Origin of the sequence: Allorhizobium pseudoryzae (assembly GCF_011046245.1) — a bacterium.
GTDB lineage: Bacteria > Pseudomonadota > Alphaproteobacteria > Rhizobiales > Rhizobiaceae > Neorhizobium > Neorhizobium pseudoryzae.
In genome coordinates this window covers 3,576,312-3,592,558 of sequence record NZ_CP049241.1, presented here as the reverse complement: position 1 = coordinate 3,592,558, position 16,247 = coordinate 3,576,312, and the positions used below count along the sequence as shown (strand labels likewise).

Below are 16,247 nucleotides of genomic sequence, written 5' to 3'. Positions count from 1 at the left end.
CCGGGCACCGGCCAAGGACAGGCGCTGGAAAAAGCCAGGGAAATGAAAGAGCGGCGCGCAAAATGCCTTGCAATCGCCAGCCGACCGCAATAAGCACGTCCCCACCGGAGAGGTGGCCGAGTGGTCGAAGGCGCTCCCCTGCTAAGGGAGTATACGTCAAAAGCGTATCGAGGGTTCGAATCCCTTCCTCTCCGCCATTTTCTGATCAGACACATGTCCAGTCACCGTTCCCTGCGCGACACAGCGACGTCGGTTGTCTCTCTCTTTCTTATGTTTCATTCTGAATGGGCCGCTGCGTGTCCTGCAGGGTTTTTCTTCGTCATTGGACTATCTTTCGCCCGCGTCTGGGAATGCGTGTGTAGACAGGCCGAGATCAAGAACGGTCGCCCCGGCCTACGGGCGCGAAACAGCAAAATGGCCTGATTGGCCATACGCTCTTCGCGGAGGTCCCGCTTCTTGCTCTATGGATGACGGTGCACTCCTGTTGTCGGGCAAAATCTCCGGCTCCACGATTCGATCGGCGCACCTGCCATCCCGCTGAGTCGCAGGATGTCTGATTCTGATGGCACGTTGCGATTCTCGTCGGCTGGACCTGACGATGGATCGAGGCCGGCCACGGATGGATGGCGCAGGCAGATGGCGCAAACGTCGCGGTCAGTCTCTGCGAATCCACGCTTTGGCCTGGAACAGGCTATGCGGCCGGTCGGTGCCGTCAGTGAGTGCCTTCCGTAAACGCCTGTCCTGTAAGGCTTTTCTTAAGCATTGGTAAAAATTGACAGGTTCCGTGCCCCGATCTGTGTCCTTTGCGCAACAGGGGGAGGCGAAGCGGGTGGACAGCTATGCATGGCCGGCACTTCACGATTGCGCGATGGCATTCCTCTTGTATGTTCACTTTCAGAAGCGAGGCGGTGGATCGTCTGTCTTCTGAAACCGACGGGGATGGGGCAGGGAATGCTGTCCTTCAGCCAAAGAACCCAGACCCATACGAAACTTGACTGGAGGTCATTATGAACATCAAGAGCCTTCTTCTCGGCTCCGCTGCTGCACTCGCAGCAGTATCCGGCGCTCAGGCTGCCGATGCTATCGTCGCCGCTGAGCCGGAGCCGATGGAATACGTTCGCGTGTGCGATGCTTTCGGCACGGGCTACTTCTACATCCCGGGCACGGAAACCTGCCTCAAGATCAGCGGTTACGTCCGCTTCCAGGTTGACTTCGACGAGCGTGACTCGGTTGCCAACTGGAACGCCCGCACCCGTGGTCTGGTAACGTTCGCTTCGAAGTCCGACACCGAATACGGTCCGCTCGGCGGCACCATCACGGTTCGTGCATGGGCTGACGACTCCAGCAACACGCTGAACGCCAACGACGGCCAGGTCGAAATCGACGAAGCCTTCCTGACCCTCGGCGGCTTCCGCGCTGGTTACGGCTACAACTACTGGGACTTGGGCATTGTTGGTGAAACCGACGAACTCGGTTCGAACCGCATCAACCAGATCGGTTACGAAGCTGACCTCGGCGCCTTCAAGGCCGGCATCTTCCTCGACGAGCTGAACAGCCCGACCTTCACCAACAACGACACGCTCGGCGTCGAAGGCCAGATCTCTGGCGCATTCGGCCCGGTCAAGGCTGCCCTGCTCGGCGGTTACGACATCGACCGTGAAGAAGGTGCAGTTCGTGGTATCCTGAGCGCCGCTATCGGCCCGGGCACGCTCGAAGGTGCAGTTGTTTACTCGTCTGGCGCCAACGCTTACTACTCGGCTTCCGAGTGGGCTTACGCGATTGCTTACGAAGCCAAGGTGACCGACAAGTTCAAGATCACCCCCGGCTTCCAGTACTGGGACAACTACGCGTTCAACAGCAACCGCGACGGCTGGAAGGCCGGTGTGGCTCTCGACTACGCGATCACCAAGGGCTTCGCTGCCAAGGTTTCCGTACAGTACACCGAAATCGACGGCGTGAACGGCGGCGACGGTTACACCTCGGGCTACTTCCGCCTGCAGCGTTCGTTCTAATCCATACGGATTGGTTGGAGAAAGCCCGGCATCGCCGGGCTTTTTTCGTTATGGGCAAGACGAAGCGGCACTCCCTCAGACCATGTTCCGAGGTTGGATCGTCCGATGACTTGCATGCAGTCACGTGATGGTCGCTTCTCGCGCTTCGTTGCTTCACGCCGCGCGCGACGCTTCTTGAAACGGGCGTGAATGCCGAACGTCTGAAATGTCTCCCGCGAGCAACACAGTTTCAAATGCTGCAGGTGCGAGACCAGTGAATCCCTATTTTCAATTTTACCGACCGAAAACTTGGTGGTTTACTTGTGTCACTCGAGACGACGGGTTCGTCGACTTGATGTGTTGTTTCTCACTCCCGAGGGAAAATTCATGAATATCAGAGCTCTTATCCTCAGCTCGGCGGCTGCCCTGTCGTTCGGCACGGTTGCCCATTCTGCCGACGCCATCGTCGCTGCAGAGCCGGAGCCGATGGAATATGTTCGCGTGTGCGATGCATTCGGCACGGGTTATTTTTACATTCCGGGCACGGAAACCTGCCTGAAGCTCACCGGCTATATCCGCTTCCAGGTTGACGCCGATTCGCGCGACTCGCAGCCGAGCTGGAACGCGCGTACGCGTGGTCTGGTCACCTTCGATTCGAAGTCCGACACGGAATACGGTCCGCTCGGCGGCACCATCACGCTTCGTGCATGGGCTGACGATTCGAGCAACTCGCTGAACGCCAACGACGGCCAGGTCGAAATCGACGAAGCCTTCCTGACCCTCGGTGGTTTCCGCGCTGGTTACGGCTACAACTACTGGGATAGCGACATCGCCGGCGAAACCGACGATCTCGGCTCCAACCGCATCAACCAGATCGGTTACGAAGGCGCCTTCGGCAACTTCAAGGCTGGCATCTTCCTCGACGAGCTGAACAGCCCGACCTTCACCAACAACGACACGCTCGGTGTTGAAGGCCAGGTTTCCGGCGACTTCGGTTCGGTTGCCTTCGCTCTGCTCGGTGGCTATGACATCGACAAGGAAAACGGCGCTGTTCGTCTGATCGCAACCGCGCCGATCGGCCCGGGCACGTTCAGCGTTGCTGGCATCTATTCCAGCGGCGACAACGCTTACTACAACCAGGCCGAATGGACTGTTGCGACCTCCTATGAACTGACGGTCAACGACAAGTTCAAGGTCACCCCGGGCTTCCAGTACTGGGATAAGATCGACCTCGTGCGTGGTGATTTTGCTGGCGACCGCAACAAGTGGCAGGCTGGTGTGACGCTCGACTACGCGATCACCAAGGGTCTCGCCGCCAAGGTTTCGGCACAGTACACCGACGAAGAGCGCGCTGCCGAATACTGGAGCGGCTTCTTCCGCCTGCAGCGTTCGTTCTAAGAACGGCTCTCATCGAGACTTCGGAAACCCGCCGCAAGGCGGGTTTCTTGATTCTGGCGTCCGGGTCCCTGGGCCTGCTTGCGTATCGGGTTTCTCGAGGTGTGGCCGGTTTGTCTGGACGGTGTTCGATAACCGTTCAGTCGCCGGTGACGCTGTTCAGAAACGATATTATGTCCCGGGCGAGGGGCTCCACATGCAGAAGCGGCGCGTGGCCCTGGCCAAGGGCCACCACCGCCCGCAGTCTTGGTCGTCGGGCCTGCATCTCACCCACCGTAGCCTCGCTCAGAAGCGTTGAGTTTTCCCCGCGCACGACCATCATGGGTATATCGGCAAACTGGTCGAACTGCGCCCAGAGATCCGGCAACGGCTCCTCCAGCGGCAGGGTCGCGAAGGCGCGCCCGATGGCCGGATCGCAATCGGCGGTGATGCGGTCATCGCGGTCCACATAGATGGATTGCGCAAGGTCCTGCCAGTCGTCCTCCTGAAGCGCCGGGAAGCCTTGGCCGTGGATGGATTTGAGGTGCCGGACAGCCTCCGGCCATCCGGCGAGGGCCGGCGCTCCCGTCAGATAGGACTGGATATCCCGCAAGCCCTGGATTTCGAGCACAGGCCCGACATCGTTGAAAATGACGCAGCCGATGCGCTCGGGCGCGACGCTTGTCAGGATGTGCAGGATGAGACCGCCGCGCGACGTGCCGATGAAACAGGCCTTGTCGATTTTCAGATGGTCGAGCAGCAGCAGAAGATCCTGGCACTCCGTGCCGATATTGTAGGTGGCCGGATCCGCGGCACGATCGGATGTGCCGCGTCCGCGGTAGTCGACGCTGACGATGGTCGGGGCTACCACAATCTGGGCCGTCAGCAACGTCGCCAGTTGATGGAAGTCGCGGGCATTGCGGGTGAGGCCCGGCAGACAGATCAGCGGCATCTGCGCCGGGTCGCCGGCATAGACCCGGTAGCCGAGCGAAAGCCCGTCAGCGCTCTGGATGAAGTGTTGTTCGAAATCTGCCATGCTGATGTCTCCGCGTACCGGAACCCGCGTCATGAGCGGGTTGAGAACTCCACCATAACCGCTGTCGAAGACGGGTCCAGCCCTCCAGCGGGACGGTGGTTCAATCAGCGACGGCCGAAGCGGAGGTCGTTTTCGATATCGGCCTGCTGTCCGAGCCGCACCTTGTAGACCTGGTAGTTCTCCATCACCCGCTGCACATAATTGCGGGTTTCGGGGAAGGGGATGCGTTCGATCCAGTCGATCACCGCGTCCAGCGATTTGCCGCGCGGATCGCCATAGCGGTTGATCCATTCGGGCACGCGGCGGGGCCCTGCATTGTAGGCGATGAAGGTGAGGATGTAGGAACCGCCGAAGGCATCGATCTGCTCGCCGAGATAATGTGCGCCAAGCGTGGCGTTATAACCGGCATCGCTCGTCAGCCGGGCGGCAACATAGGGAAGCCCGTGCCGTCCGGCGACCCCCTTGGCGGTCCCGGGCAGGATCTGCAGGAGACCGCGGGCATCGGCCGGCGAGATGGCGGAGGGGTTGAAGGCGCTTTCCTGCCGCGCGATCGCATAGGCCAGCGCCTTGCCGGAGCCTGCAATATTGGCGTTGGCCGGAATGACGCCAACGGGGAAGGCGAGGGCTGCGACATCAATGCCGCGGTTGAACGCGGTCTTGCCGATGGCCAGCGACAGCGCGTGGTTCTGGTTGCGTTCGGCGCGGGAGGCAAGGATGGCCAGTTCGCCCGGGCTGGTCAGTTCATCGGCGAGCGCCCGGTACAGTGCATCAGCGCGTCGTCCGTGGCCGACAGCCTCCAGCCTGTCGATCGCCCGCACGGCTTCGCGCATCTCGAAGGTCCGGCGGTCGGAAGGCGAGGGGGACGGGTAGGACACGTCCAGGCGTTTCGAATCGAGTTTTGCCGCCGCCAGCTGGCCGTAGAAGGTTGCCGGAAAACGCGCCGCCCGCTGGTAGAACTCCTTTGCCTTGCCAGGCCCGCCGGCCTCTGCCGAGCGCCCCAGCCAGTAGAGTGCCCGCGAGGCGGAGAGTGGACGGGTCGATGTCTGCAGGATCTTTTCGAAATGCCGAGCCGCCGCATTCGGATTGTTCAGTGCGCGCAGCGCGTACCAGCCTGCATGAAATTCCGCATCGACGATGTCCGTGGCGCTGCGGGCGGAATGGGCGGCGACGATCGCATAGGCGGCGCGAAAATCCCCCTGATCGGCCAGCCCCCGGGCAATAATGCGCCGCTCGTTCCACCATTCCGTGGTGTTGATCTTTTCGGATGCGTCGCGCGGCGATTGGGCAAGCAGTTGCGCCGCCTCCTCGTAGCGGTCCTGCTGCCGCAGAAATTCGATGCGGGCAAAGAGGAGGGCCGGGTCGTTCAGCCATTGCCGGTCGACCGCCTTCAGCAGGGCTTCGGCATTCTTTGCCTTGCCGGCGACCGCGGCCCAGGCGTTGTAGAGCGACTGCGCCTTGCCGAGGTCCCCGAAGCGCTTCGCCTGGCTCACGCGGCCGCGATACATCAGGTAGTCCATCCGCGCCTTGTGGTCGCCCGGCTGTAAGAGGGGGCCGAATTCGGACAGGATGCGGTCCTCGGTCTCCTTGTCCAGCGCATAGGCCGTCCAGAACGGCCTGAGGGCGGCGGCAGCGCGTGCCGTTTCTCCGGAGCTTACGAGCGCCCGTGCCAGGATCATCGCGCCCTGCACCGTTTCCGGTTGTGTGCGCCCGAAGGCGGCCAGAACCTGCGCCGCTGGCGGGTTTTCCTGGTAGAGCGACCGTTCCGAGCCGGCGCGCAGGCGGGCAAGACCCGGCCAGCCCTTCAACTCGACCTGGGCGGAGGCGATTTCATAGGACGGCACATCGCGCAGGCCGGAGGTGACGATCGCCCAGGTGAGGAGATGCCGGTCCAGGCTTCCATCGGGAAGGCTGTTGCGCACGGCAAGCGCGGTCGCGACATCCCGTGCCGACAGCGCATCGAGCGCGCTCTTCAACTGGATCAGTGCGCTGTCCTGCGGCAGCGGGCGCGGAATGGCGCCGGTGATCTCCGGCGTCGGAAATACGGCCTCGACGGGATCGTCGGGCCGCGCGAACGGCAGCGGCACGGGGCCTTCTGGAAGCGGAGATGCGAACGCCCCGGGTAGCCCGCTCGCCAAGGCCAGAAGGACAGTCAGGACAGGTCGTTTCATCCGTTCACTCATCGGAAATCATGGGAAAATTGCCGTTACGTCCATTAGCTGCCGGGGTGCTTAATGCTTTCTTACCACTGTGCCTGCACCTCTCGAATTTTGCCATCACGATCTGTTGCAAAACCGTCAAATGCACGCTTGTCGGGGTTCAAACGCCGCTCTATGGTGCGCGCCTCATACTGCAATATTGAGGCCGAAGCGTGAAGTCGGCCGTTCAGGAGTGTTCGCATGTTCAAGGGATCCATGCCCGCGCTGGTTACACCGTTTACGGATGCGGGTGCGGTGGATGAGGCGGCCTTCGCCGCTCATGTGGAGTGGCAGATCGCAGAAGGGTCCACCGGCCTTGTTCCGGTCGGCACCACCGGGGAATCGCCGACCCTGTCCCATGCCGAACACAAGCGTGTCATCGAACTCTGCATCGAAGTGGCCGCCAAGCGGGTGCCGGTCATTGCCGGTGCCGGTTCCAACAACACGCGCGAAGCGATCGAACTTGCCCAGCATGCCGAACAGGCCGGTGCCGATGGCATCCTCGTCGTCACCCCCTATTACAACAAGCCGACGCAGAAGGGCCTGATCGCCCATTTCAGCGCGATTGCCCAGGCTGTCAGCCTGCCGATCATCATCTACAACATCCCGCCGCGTTCGGTCATCGACATGCTGCCGGAGACGATGGGCGCGCTTGCCAAGGCGCACAAGAACATCGTTGGCGTGAAGGATGCGACCGGCAAGCTAGAGCGCGTCTCCGAGCAGCGCATGGCCTGCGGCAAGGACTTCATCCAGTTGTCCGGCGAAGATGGAACTGCGCTCGGCTTCAACGCCCATGGCGGTGTCGGATGCATCTCGGTGACGGCCAATGTCGCGCCGCGTCTCTGCGCCGAATTCCAGCAGGCAACGCTCACCGGTGATTATGCCAAGGCGCTCGATTACCAGGACCGCCTGATGCCGCTGCACAAGGCCATCTTCATGGAGCCCGGCGTCTGCGGCGCGAAATACGGCCTGTCGCGGGTGCGCGGCACCAGCCGTTTTGCCCGTTCGCCGCTTCTCTCGACTCTGGAGCCGGCCACCGAAGCCGCCATCGATGCGGCCCTGCGCCACGCCGGGCTGCTGAACTGAGGCAGCCGCGGAACTGCCGGAGAGCTGCATCGGGTGCTCCGGCTTCCCTTCGGGCCACTGGCACACTACATTGTGCTCTTGAGGGCCGCATCACCCGCGGTCGAACGTTCAACGAGAACCCTTCAAGGGCGGAGATAACCACTCGTCATGGCACCCAAAGGCAGCCAGCGCGTCGTCAACAAGATCGTTGCGGAAAACCGCAAGGCGCGCTTCAACTATGAGATCATCGACACCTATGAGGCGGGCCTCGTTCTGACGGGGACGGAGGTGAAATCGCTGCGCGACGGCAAGGCCAACATCGCCGAATCCTATGCGTCCGACGAAGGGAACGAGATCTGGCTGATCAATTCGCATCTGCCGGAATATCTGCAGGCCAACCGCTTCAACCATGAGCCGCGTCGCCGCCGCAAGCTTCTGCTGTCCAAGCGGGAGATCAACCGCCTGCGCGCCGGCATCAACCGCGAGGGCATGACGCTCGTGCCGTTGAAGATCTATTTCAACGAAAAGGGCAGGGCGAAGCTGGAGCTGGCGCTTGCCAAGGGCAAGAAGCTGCATGACAAGCGCGAGACCGAGAAGGAACGCGATTGGAACCGGCAGAAGAGCCGGCTGCTGAAGACTGGCTGATCACGTCTCGGCACGCTAAAACCGAAACTGTTGCGACCGCGGCGCCAGCGCTCCGCGGTCGTCTTCGTTTTCACGCCTATCGGCTGCCGATGTTCCGCGCCAGAAGCAGTGCCTGCGCCTGCGCGTCGCGCAGCAGGGCGTCCTGCCGGGCAGCCCGGTCCAAGCTCGCACCTCTGTACGCACCGGGTTCGAGGCCGATGTCGCGCAATTGATGGCTGCTGAGATCGGCGGTGCGATTCTTGCCTCGGGTGAGCAGGCGATACGGGATCGATACGAGACGTCGCAGCAGAGTCTCCGCACGAGGCGCAACACACGTTGCGGATGGAGCGGAAACGGCGGGGTCGGAAACTCGGTCGATCGTGCGCATGATCCTGTCCTTTCGAAGAGGCACGAAGAGGTATTGCTCCGCAGCCGGTCGGCGCGAAGGAACGGTGAAGGTTTGAGGTTGGGGAGTCGGGGTGAAACGCAGCCTGGGGCTGCGGCGGCAAACTGTCGCAGAGGCGACCATTCGTCCAGTGAATGTTTCGAATGGCTTTGATCAGCCAGATTGATCCAGTGATGCAGGGGCAGCGAAGCGCGCCTCATGACGCAGCAGCCACTGTTTGCGCCACAGACCGCCGCCATAGCCGGTCAGGCTCCCGTCTGCGCCGATCACGCGGTGACAGGGAATGAGGATGGCGATCTGGTTGGCACCGTTCGCCCGCGCGACCGCCCGTGTGGCAGAGGGCCGCGCCATCTGTCGGGCAATCTCGGAATAGCTCCTCGTGGTGCCGGGGGTGATCATCCGCAGTGCGTCCCAGACCTCGCGTTCAAACGGCGTGCCATGGCCGCCGATCCTGACCGAGAAGGCAGACGACACGCCGCCGAAGTACCGGTCGAGTTCCGCCTCCACCTGGTCGGTGACGACCGTTCGGCCGAAGATGACGGCGGAACCCGAGCGTTCCTGCAGCCGGCGCAATTCTGCGGGCAAAGCGGGCCGGTCGGCAAATTCGAGAAGGTGCAGCGCATGGTCGCAGACAACCGAGAGCATCGGGCCGATTGGCGTTTCGATCCAGCAGGCTTTCAGAAAGCTGCTCCGCGCCTTCAGCTTTTGCGGTGCCTCGCCCAGCAACTGGGTGATGGCGCTGCGAAAACCGCTGCCAGAATCAAAGCCGGCATCGAGTTGTGCCTCAATGACCGAAGCGCCCGCGCCAAGCGTCGCGACGGCGTCGCTCAGTCGGCGGCGGCGCGCGAGCTCCAGGAAGCTCATGCCGAAGCGTTTTTTGAACAGCCGGCGGATGGTCGAGGGATCGTGTCCCCGGTCCGTTAGGTCCTGTTCGCTCCAGCGCCGATCCGGTTCGGCCTCGAGCGCCTCGAGCAGGAGGCGCACGGCAGGTTCGCTCTCGCCATACCGCAGCATCGGCGTGCAGCGTTTGCAGGGACGGTAACCCGCCTCCACGCAGTCGGCGATCGTGCTCTCGAAGCGGCAGTTGTCCCGCCGTGGTTTGCGCGCCGGGCAGGTGAAGCGGCAGAAGACCCGTGTCGAGGTGACACAGACATAGGCAAAACCCTCATAGGCCGCGTCGCGGTCAAGAAGGGCCTGGTACAGCGTGTCGTCAGTGGGGCGTGTTGTCAGCATGGACGAGACCATACCAGCCCATCATGCTTTGCGGCGCCGAAAATCGGGCGCGTATTTCAGCAATCCGCCGAGGTTGGCTGCCCGACGCGACAATCGCGCCGGGCAGCAGTTCATTCAGTCTTCGTTGACTTCTGCCACGGGCTCGGCAACCCGCTGCACGCGTTCCGAGGGATCGCGACCGATTTCCGCCTTCAGCGAAATCAGATCGATGAAGTGATCGGACTGGCGGCGCAGATCGTCGGCGATCATCGGCGGCTGTGTTGCCATGGTCGAGACGACCGACACCTTGCGACCCTTGCGCTGCAGCGCCTCGACAAGCGTGGTGAAATCGCCGTCGCCCGAGAAAAGAACGAGGTGGTCAACGGTTGCCGATTGCTCCATGGCATCGATGGCAAGCTCGATGTCCATGTTGCCCTTTACCTTGCGGCGGCCCAGCGAATCCGTGAATTCCTTGGCGGGTTTGGTGATGACCTTGTAGCCATTATAGTCCAGCCAGTCGATCAGCGGACGGATCGAGGAGTATTCCTGATCTTCGATGAGTGCCGTGTAGTAATAGGCGCGCAACAAATAGCCGCGCTTCTGAAACGCCTTCAAGAGCTTCCGGTAGTCGATGTCAAAGCCGAGGCTTTTCGAAGCCGCGTACAAATTCGCGCCGTCGATGAAAAGTGCTATTTTTTCCCTGGGGTCGAACATAGATGCTGCATCCTCCTTAAATATTTTTATATCGCGCTCTCGTTGCAAAAGCTAAAAAACTTTACGTTTCCAGCCAAGAATGCGGCGGATATATTATCTTGTTGGCTTAAGATTTACTTCTACGGTACGATTCGCGTTTATCAAAGTAATTTCTAATTGAATGTGGCGCGGATGTGGTTGTGCCGGCAGCGACCGAGGATTGGCTGGAGGAAAAACTTGAATTCCGTTGCCAATCCCTGTATCGGCATGCCAATCCCTGAAATACCGGATCGCAAAGGACAGGCAATGGCCCGTGTCACAGTAGAAGATTGCATCGACAAAGTCGATAACCGTTTCGAGCTGGTGCTGCTTGCCAGCCACCGTGCCCGCCAGATCTCGCAGGGCGCCTCGATCACCGTAGACCGCGACAACGATAAGAACCCCGTCGTTGCTCTGCGCGAAATTGCTGACGAAACGCTGTCGCCCGACGACCTGAAGGAAGACCTGATCCACTCGCTGCAGAAGCATGTGGAAGTGGATGAGCCGGAGCCCGATCCGTCGAGCCTGATCTCCGCCAATGCCGGTGCCGCAGGGGCTGCCGACAAGGGTCTGGACGAGGACGACCTGCCGGAAACCCTTACTTTTGACCAGATGTCGGAAGAAGAACTGTTGGCAGGCATCGAAGGCCTTGTCCCGCCGGAGAAGAGCGACGACTACTGACGATTACCAATCGTCAACTGTCTCGCCGTAAAGGCTTTGTCTATTGGATGTCGGTAGCGTCAATCTTCGGATTGGCGCTGCTTTTCGTTTCTGGATGTTTGAAGGATCTTCGCAGGCATGATGAGGCAATACGAGCTCGTCGAGCGGGTTCAAAAATATAAACCCGACGCCAACGAAGCTCTCCTCAACAAGGCTTATGTCTATGCCATGCAAAAACATGGCAAGCAGAAGCGCGCCAGCGGCGATCCCTATATTTCGCATCCGCTGGAAGTCGCCGCTATCCTGACCGACATGCATCTGGACGAGTCGACGATCGCGGTCGCGCTGCTGCACGACACGATCGAGGACACGACGGCAACGCGCGCCGAGATCGATGAGCTGTTCGGCGAGGATATCGGCCGTCTGGTTGAGGGCCTGACGAAGCTCAAGCGGCTGGATCTCGTGTCCAAGAAGGCAAAGCAGGCGGAAAACCTGCGCAAGCTGTTGCTGGCGATTTCCGACGACGTGCGCGTGCTGCTCGTCAAGCTCGCCGACCGTCTGCACAACATGCGCACGCTGGAGCACATGTCGCAGGAGAAGCGGGCGCGCATCTCCGAAGAGACGATGGACATCTATGCGCCGCTTGCCGGCCGCATGGGCATGCAGGACATGCGCGAGGAGCTGGAGGATTTATCCTTCCGCTACATGAACCCGGAAGCCTACGAGACCGTCACCAACCGGCTTTCCGAGCTGTCTGCCCGCAACGAGAACCTCATCACCAAGATCGAGGACGAGTTGCGCGATCTGCTCGTCGCGAACGGCCTTCTGAACGCCTGGGTGAAGGGGCGCCAGAAGAAACCCTATTCCGTCTTCCGCAAGATGCAGTCGAAGTCGCTGTCCTTCGAACAGCTCTCGGATGTCTACGGCTTCCGGATCATCGTCGATGACATCCCGGCCTGTTACCGGGCGCTCGGCATCGTCCATACACGCTGGCGCGTGGTGCCGGGCCGCTTCAAGGACTATATCTCGACCCCGAAGCAGAACGACTACCGATCGATCCACACCACCATCGTTGGGCCGTCCCGCCAGCGTATCGAACTGCAGATCCGCACCAAGCGGATGCATGACATCGCCGAATACGGGATCGCCGCACACAGCCTCTACAAGGATGGCGAGAACGGCGAGGGTGGCGAGCTGCTCTCCAAGGAAAGCAATGCCTATTCGTGGCTGCGCCATACCATCGAAGCGCTGTCCGAAGGCGACAGCCCGGAAGAATTCCTCGAGCACACCAAGCTCGAACTCTTCCAGGACCAGGTCTTCTGCTTTACGCCGAAGGGCAAGCTGATCGCGCTGCCGCGCGGCGCGACCCCGATCGATTTCGCCTATGCGGTGCACACCAATATCGGTGACACGACCGTCGGCGCCAAGATCAACGGGCGCATCATGCCGCTCGTCACGCGTCTCAACAATGGCGACGAGGTGGAGATCATCCGCTCCGGCGTTCAGGTGCCGCCGGCGGCCTGGGAAGAGATCGTGGTGACCGGCAAGGCGCGCGCCGCCATCCGCCGTGCCACCCGCATGGCGATCCGCAAGCAGTATGCCGGCCTCGGCCACCGCATTCTGGAGCGCACCTTCGAGCGGGCCGGCAAGACGTTTTCCCGCGATATCCTGAAGCCGGCGCTCTTCCGCCTCGGTCAGAAGGATGTCGAGGATGCGATCGCCTCCGTCGGACGCGGCGAAATGTCGTCGCTCGATGTGCTGAAGGCGGTGTTCCCGGACTACAAGGACGAGCGGACCACCATCAAGCCGGCGGCCGATCAGGGCTGGTTCAACATGCAGAGCGCCACCGGCATGATCTTCCGCTTGCCGGGGCAGGAGCGGACCGCCAAGGAGGCGACCGAAGCCGCCAAGGCCGAAGGCATGGACCCGCTGCCGATCCGCGGCCTTTCCGGCAATGTCGAGGTGCGCTTCTCACCGGCTGGCGCGGTGCCGGGCGACCGCATCGTCGGCATCATGGAGGAGGGGCACGGGATCACCATCTATCCGATCCAGGCCTCCGCCCTGCAGAAGTTCGACGACCAGCCGGAGCGCTGGATCGACGTGCGCTGGGATCTCGACGAGGCGAACAAGTCACGATTCGGTGCGAGGATCGCCATCAACGCGTTGAATGAACCGGGAACGCTGGCGACCGTGGCGCAGGTGATCGCCCGTCTCGACATCAACATCCGCATGATGACGATGGGCCGCGTCGCGACCGATTTCTCGGAGCTGTCCTTCGAGCTGGAGGTCTGGGACCTGCGCCAGCTGAACCAGCTCCTGTCGCAGTTGAAGGACCTCGACTGCGTCTCCACCGTCAAGCGCGTCTACGACTGATCTGCTTCAAGAATAAGCATTCGTCAAAACGTCGCGGCAAAGCTATGCGTCTTTCGCATGGCTGCCGCGGCAAGCGGGCGTTGGTGGTTTTCGGGAACCTTTCTTATATTGTGCACAGCAACATAAGGAAGACGACAATGTTCAAGCCGCTCAAGAAGATCGCCCGCGCCCTTCGCGCTCCCACCGTTCAGGAACGCGAAATGGCCTATCTGAATGCCTCGAACGACGCCATCGAACTGGAATACCGCATGCGCCAGATCGACCGCGGCATGTTCCGCAAGGGCTTCTGATCACCCGGCAGACACTCTGCCGGACGACTGACATATCCTCTGTCGCACCCTGTGCGGCATGTTCGGGAGGAGGGGCGTTTGTCATGCTTCTTGTGCATGGCAGCCATGATCCCTTTGCTGACGATGATCGACAGCGCCCGAGAGAGACGCACCATCGATCCGATCCGTTGAACTCGCCTGCCTGCTGAAGTATCGCCACGATGATCGGTATCTGGAATTCGGGACCGAGACACCCGATCTAGAACCGAACGCGGCATGATCCGTGTTGACCGTCGACAAGATTGGTCCGGTCTGACAAGGATTGGCAAGGGCAGGCGAAAGGATCCGCATGATCATCGGCATGGGCAGCGACCTCATCGACATTCGACGGGTCGAAAAATCCATCGAGCGTTTCGGCGAACGCTTCACACATCGCTGTTTCACCGACATCGAAAGACGCAAGTCCGACGGCCGCAAGATGCGCGCCGCCTCCTATGCCAAGCGCTTTGCCGCCAAGGAAGCCTGTTCCAAGGCGCTCGGTACCGGCCTGGCGCAGGGCGTGTTCTGGAAGGACATGGGCGTCGTCAACCTGCCGAGCGGCAAGCCGACGATGGCGCTGACCAACGGTGCCGCCGAGCGGCTGTCGGCGCTTCTGCCGGCCGGTCATGAAGCCGTGATCCACCTCACCATTACCGATGAATTCCCTTACGCGCAGGCCTTCGTGGTCATCGAGGCGCGCCCTTTGGCTGTGCCCATGGCGGCGCCTGCCTGACGGATGCCATTGCCCCCTTCAGACGAAGGGGTTAGAGAAGCGGAAAATCGCTGGAAACGAAAGACGTGCACGTGTCTCAAAAAGCCGAACCGAAGCAGAACGCCCTCTGGGAAAACATCAAGGTCATCATTCAGGCGCTTCTGCTCGCCATGATCATCCGGACGGTCCTGTTTCAGCCCTTCACCATTCCGTCCGGCTCCATGATGCCGACGCTGCTGGTGGGCGACTACATCTTCGTCAACAAGTTCGCCTACGGTTATTCGCGTTACTCGCTGCCCTTCTCGCCGAACCTGTTCTCCGGTCGCGTGCTGGAATTTGCCGAGCCGAAGCGGGGCGACGTGATCGTGTTCCGCCTGCCGACCGATCCCGACGTGGATTACATCAAGCGCCTGATCGGCCTGCCGGGCGACCGGGTGCAGATGATCGACGGCATCCTGCATGTGAACGGCCAGCCGGTGCCGAAGCAGCCGGATGGCACCTTCACCTCCGATTACCGTCTCGATCCGGGTTCGGACGTGCCGGTCTTCCGCGAAACGCTCGACAACGGCAAGAGCTTCGATACGCTGGACCAGATCCCCAATTCGCGCGGCGACAACACCCGTGAATTCGTGGTGCCGGAAGGCCATTATTTCTTCATGGGCGATAATCGCGACAATTCGCTCGATAGCCGCTTCGATGTCGGGTATGTTCCGGCGGAAAACCTGGTGGGTCGCGCCAGCGTCATCTTCTTCTCGCTTGGCAACGACACCTCCTTCCGCGAAATCTGGAAGTGGCCGGCCAATATGCGCTGGGACCGTCTGTTCAAGGTGGTTGACTGATGAAGACGCCACAGCTCTCGGCTGATCAGCGTGCGAAGCTTGAAAAGGTGATCGGCCACGCGTTTTCGGACAAGCAGTGGCTGGACCGCGCGTTGACGCATGCGAGCACCGGGACGGCCAAGAGCGGCAATTACGAGCGCCTGGAGTTTCTGGGCGACCGTGTTCTCGGTCTGTGTGTGGCCGAACTGCTGTTCAGCACCTTTCATGCCGCGACCGAGGGCGAGCTCTCCGTGCGGCTGAACCAGCTGGTGAGTGCCGAAAGCTGTGCCGGCGTTGCCGACGAACTGGGCCTGCACCAGTTCATCCGCACCGGTTCGGACGTGAAGAAGCTGACCGGCAAACGCATGATGAATGTGCGCGCCGATGTGGTGGAAAGCCTGATTGCGGCGCTTTACCTCGATGGCGGGCTGGAAACGGCAAGAGGCTTCATTCTGCGCCATTGGCAGAAGCGCGCGACCGCTGAGTCTGCGGCGCGCCGCGATGCCAAGACGGAGCTGCAGGAATGGTCGCATGCGAAGTTCGGCCTGACGCCGGTCTACCGGATCGATGACCGCTCCGGCCCCGACCATGATCCGAGCTTCACCGTGACGGTGGAGGTGACCGGTGTTGCCCCCGAAACCGGCGTCGAGCGCTCCAAGCGCGCGGCGGAACAGGTGGCGGCAACCAAGATGCTTGAACGTGAAGGCGTGTGGCAGAAGCCCGCCGACCAGAACTGAAGGA

General features: G+C 61.3%; 15 protein-coding genes and 1 tRNA gene. 11 read left to right on the top strand and 5 right to left on the bottom strand.

Annotated features, from left to right (window positions below):
• The first annotated feature begins 106 nt into the window (after window positions 1-106).
• The 3 genes from G6N78_RS17555 (at window position 107) to G6N78_RS17545 (ending at window position 3,389) form a co-directional block, all read left to right on the top strand.
• Window positions 107-197 (top strand) — tRNA-Ser (locus G6N78_RS17555).
• Window positions 198-1,007: 810 nt separating this feature from the next.
• On the top strand, window positions 1,008-2,012 hold the full coding sequence (locus G6N78_RS17550; RefSeq protein WP_165220939.1) for a porin: 1,005 nt from the start codon (window positions 1,008-1,010) through the stop codon (window positions 2,010-2,012).
• Window positions 2,013-2,378: 366 nt separating this feature from the next.
• Window positions 2,379-3,389 carry a porin gene (locus G6N78_RS17545; protein WP_165220936.1) on the top strand — a complete coding sequence of 337 codons (1,011 nt, stop codon included), beginning with the start codon at window positions 2,379-2,381 and terminating at the stop codon, window positions 3,387-3,389.
• 136 nt (window positions 3,390-3,525) lie between these two features.
• Here G6N78_RS17545 and G6N78_RS17540 read toward each other — a convergent pair whose 3' ends face one another.
• Together G6N78_RS17540 and G6N78_RS17535 are read right to left on the bottom strand one after the other, a co-directional pair.
• A complete protein-coding gene (locus G6N78_RS17540; protein WP_165220933.1) occupies window positions 3,526-4,401 on the bottom strand; it encodes an alpha/beta fold hydrolase in 876 nt (291 codons plus the stop codon).
• A gap of 104 nt (window positions 4,402-4,505) precedes the next feature.
• A complete protein-coding gene (locus G6N78_RS17535) occupies window positions 4,506-6,569 on the bottom strand; it encodes a lytic transglycosylase domain-containing protein (RefSeq protein WP_165220930.1) in 2,064 nt (687 codons plus the stop codon).
• A 228-nt stretch (window positions 6,570-6,797) separates the two neighbouring features.
• Between G6N78_RS17535 and dapA the strand changes: the two genes are divergently transcribed.
• Window positions 6,798-7,682, top strand: coding sequence for a 4-hydroxy-tetrahydrodipicolinate synthase (gene dapA / locus G6N78_RS17530; protein WP_165220928.1), 885 nt, complete (start codon window positions 6,798-6,800; stop codon window positions 7,680-7,682).
• A 147-nt stretch (window positions 7,683-7,829) separates the two neighbouring features.
• Window positions 7,830-8,306, top strand: a complete 477-nt coding sequence (smpB, locus tag G6N78_RS17525; protein WP_165220926.1) for an SsrA-binding protein SmpB — start codon at window positions 7,830-7,832, stop codon at window positions 8,304-8,306.
• A 76-nt stretch (window positions 8,307-8,382) separates the two neighbouring features.
• Here the strand turns inward: smpB and G6N78_RS17520 are convergent, their stop codons facing one another.
• The 3 genes from G6N78_RS17520 to G6N78_RS17510 form a co-directional block, all read right to left on the bottom strand.
• Window positions 8,383-8,673 (bottom strand): hypothetical protein, encoded by a 291-nt coding sequence (locus G6N78_RS17520; protein WP_165220911.1) that lies wholly within the window; start codon window positions 8,671-8,673, stop codon window positions 8,383-8,385.
• A gap of 171 nt (window positions 8,674-8,844) precedes the next feature.
• On the bottom strand, window positions 8,845-9,924 hold the full coding sequence (locus tag G6N78_RS17515; protein WP_165220908.1) for a bifunctional transcriptional activator/DNA repair enzyme AdaA: 1,080 nt from the start codon (window positions 9,922-9,924) through the stop codon (window positions 8,845-8,847).
• A 114-nt stretch (window positions 9,925-10,038) separates the two neighbouring features.
• Window positions 10,039-10,617, bottom strand: coding sequence for a LabA-like NYN domain-containing protein (locus G6N78_RS17510; RefSeq protein WP_165220905.1), 579 nt, complete (start codon window positions 10,615-10,617; stop codon window positions 10,039-10,041).
• A gap of 285 nt (window positions 10,618-10,902) precedes the next feature.
• Here G6N78_RS17510 and rpoZ point away from each other — a divergent pair, with 285 nt between their 5' ends.
• The 6 genes from rpoZ (at window position 10,903) to rnc (ending at window position 16,243) form a co-directional block, all read left to right on the top strand.
• Entirely contained in the window at window positions 10,903-11,316 is a 414-nt protein-coding gene (gene rpoZ, locus G6N78_RS17505; RefSeq protein WP_165220902.1) for a DNA-directed RNA polymerase subunit omega, read from the top strand.
• 117 nt (window positions 11,317-11,433) lie between these two features.
• Window positions 11,434-13,668 carry a RelA/SpoT family protein gene (locus G6N78_RS17500; protein WP_165220899.1) on the top strand — a complete coding sequence of 745 codons (2,235 nt, stop codon included), beginning with the start codon at window positions 11,434-11,436 and terminating at the stop codon, window positions 13,666-13,668.
• Between the two features lie 137 nt (window positions 13,669-13,805).
• Window positions 13,806-13,958 carry a DUF3563 family protein gene (locus G6N78_RS17495; RefSeq protein WP_165220896.1) on the top strand — a complete coding sequence of 51 codons (153 nt, stop codon included), beginning with the start codon at window positions 13,806-13,808 and terminating at the stop codon, window positions 13,956-13,958.
• Between the two features lie 328 nt (window positions 13,959-14,286).
• On the top strand, window positions 14,287-14,709 hold the full coding sequence (acpS, locus tag G6N78_RS17490) for a holo-ACP synthase (protein ID WP_165220893.1): 423 nt from the start codon (window positions 14,287-14,289) through the stop codon (window positions 14,707-14,709).
• Between the two features lie 71 nt (window positions 14,710-14,780).
• Entirely contained in the window at window positions 14,781-15,527 is a 747-nt protein-coding gene (lepB, locus tag G6N78_RS17485; protein WP_165220890.1) for a signal peptidase I, read from the top strand.
• Complete coding sequence (rnc, locus tag G6N78_RS17480; RefSeq protein ID WP_206531658.1) at window positions 15,524-16,243, top strand: ribonuclease III; 720 nt, start codon at window positions 15,524-15,526, stop codon at window positions 16,241-16,243. The genes lepB and rnc overlap by 4 nt, the downstream gene beginning before the upstream one ends.
• The last annotated feature ends 4 nt before the right edge of the window (window positions 16,244-16,247 follow it).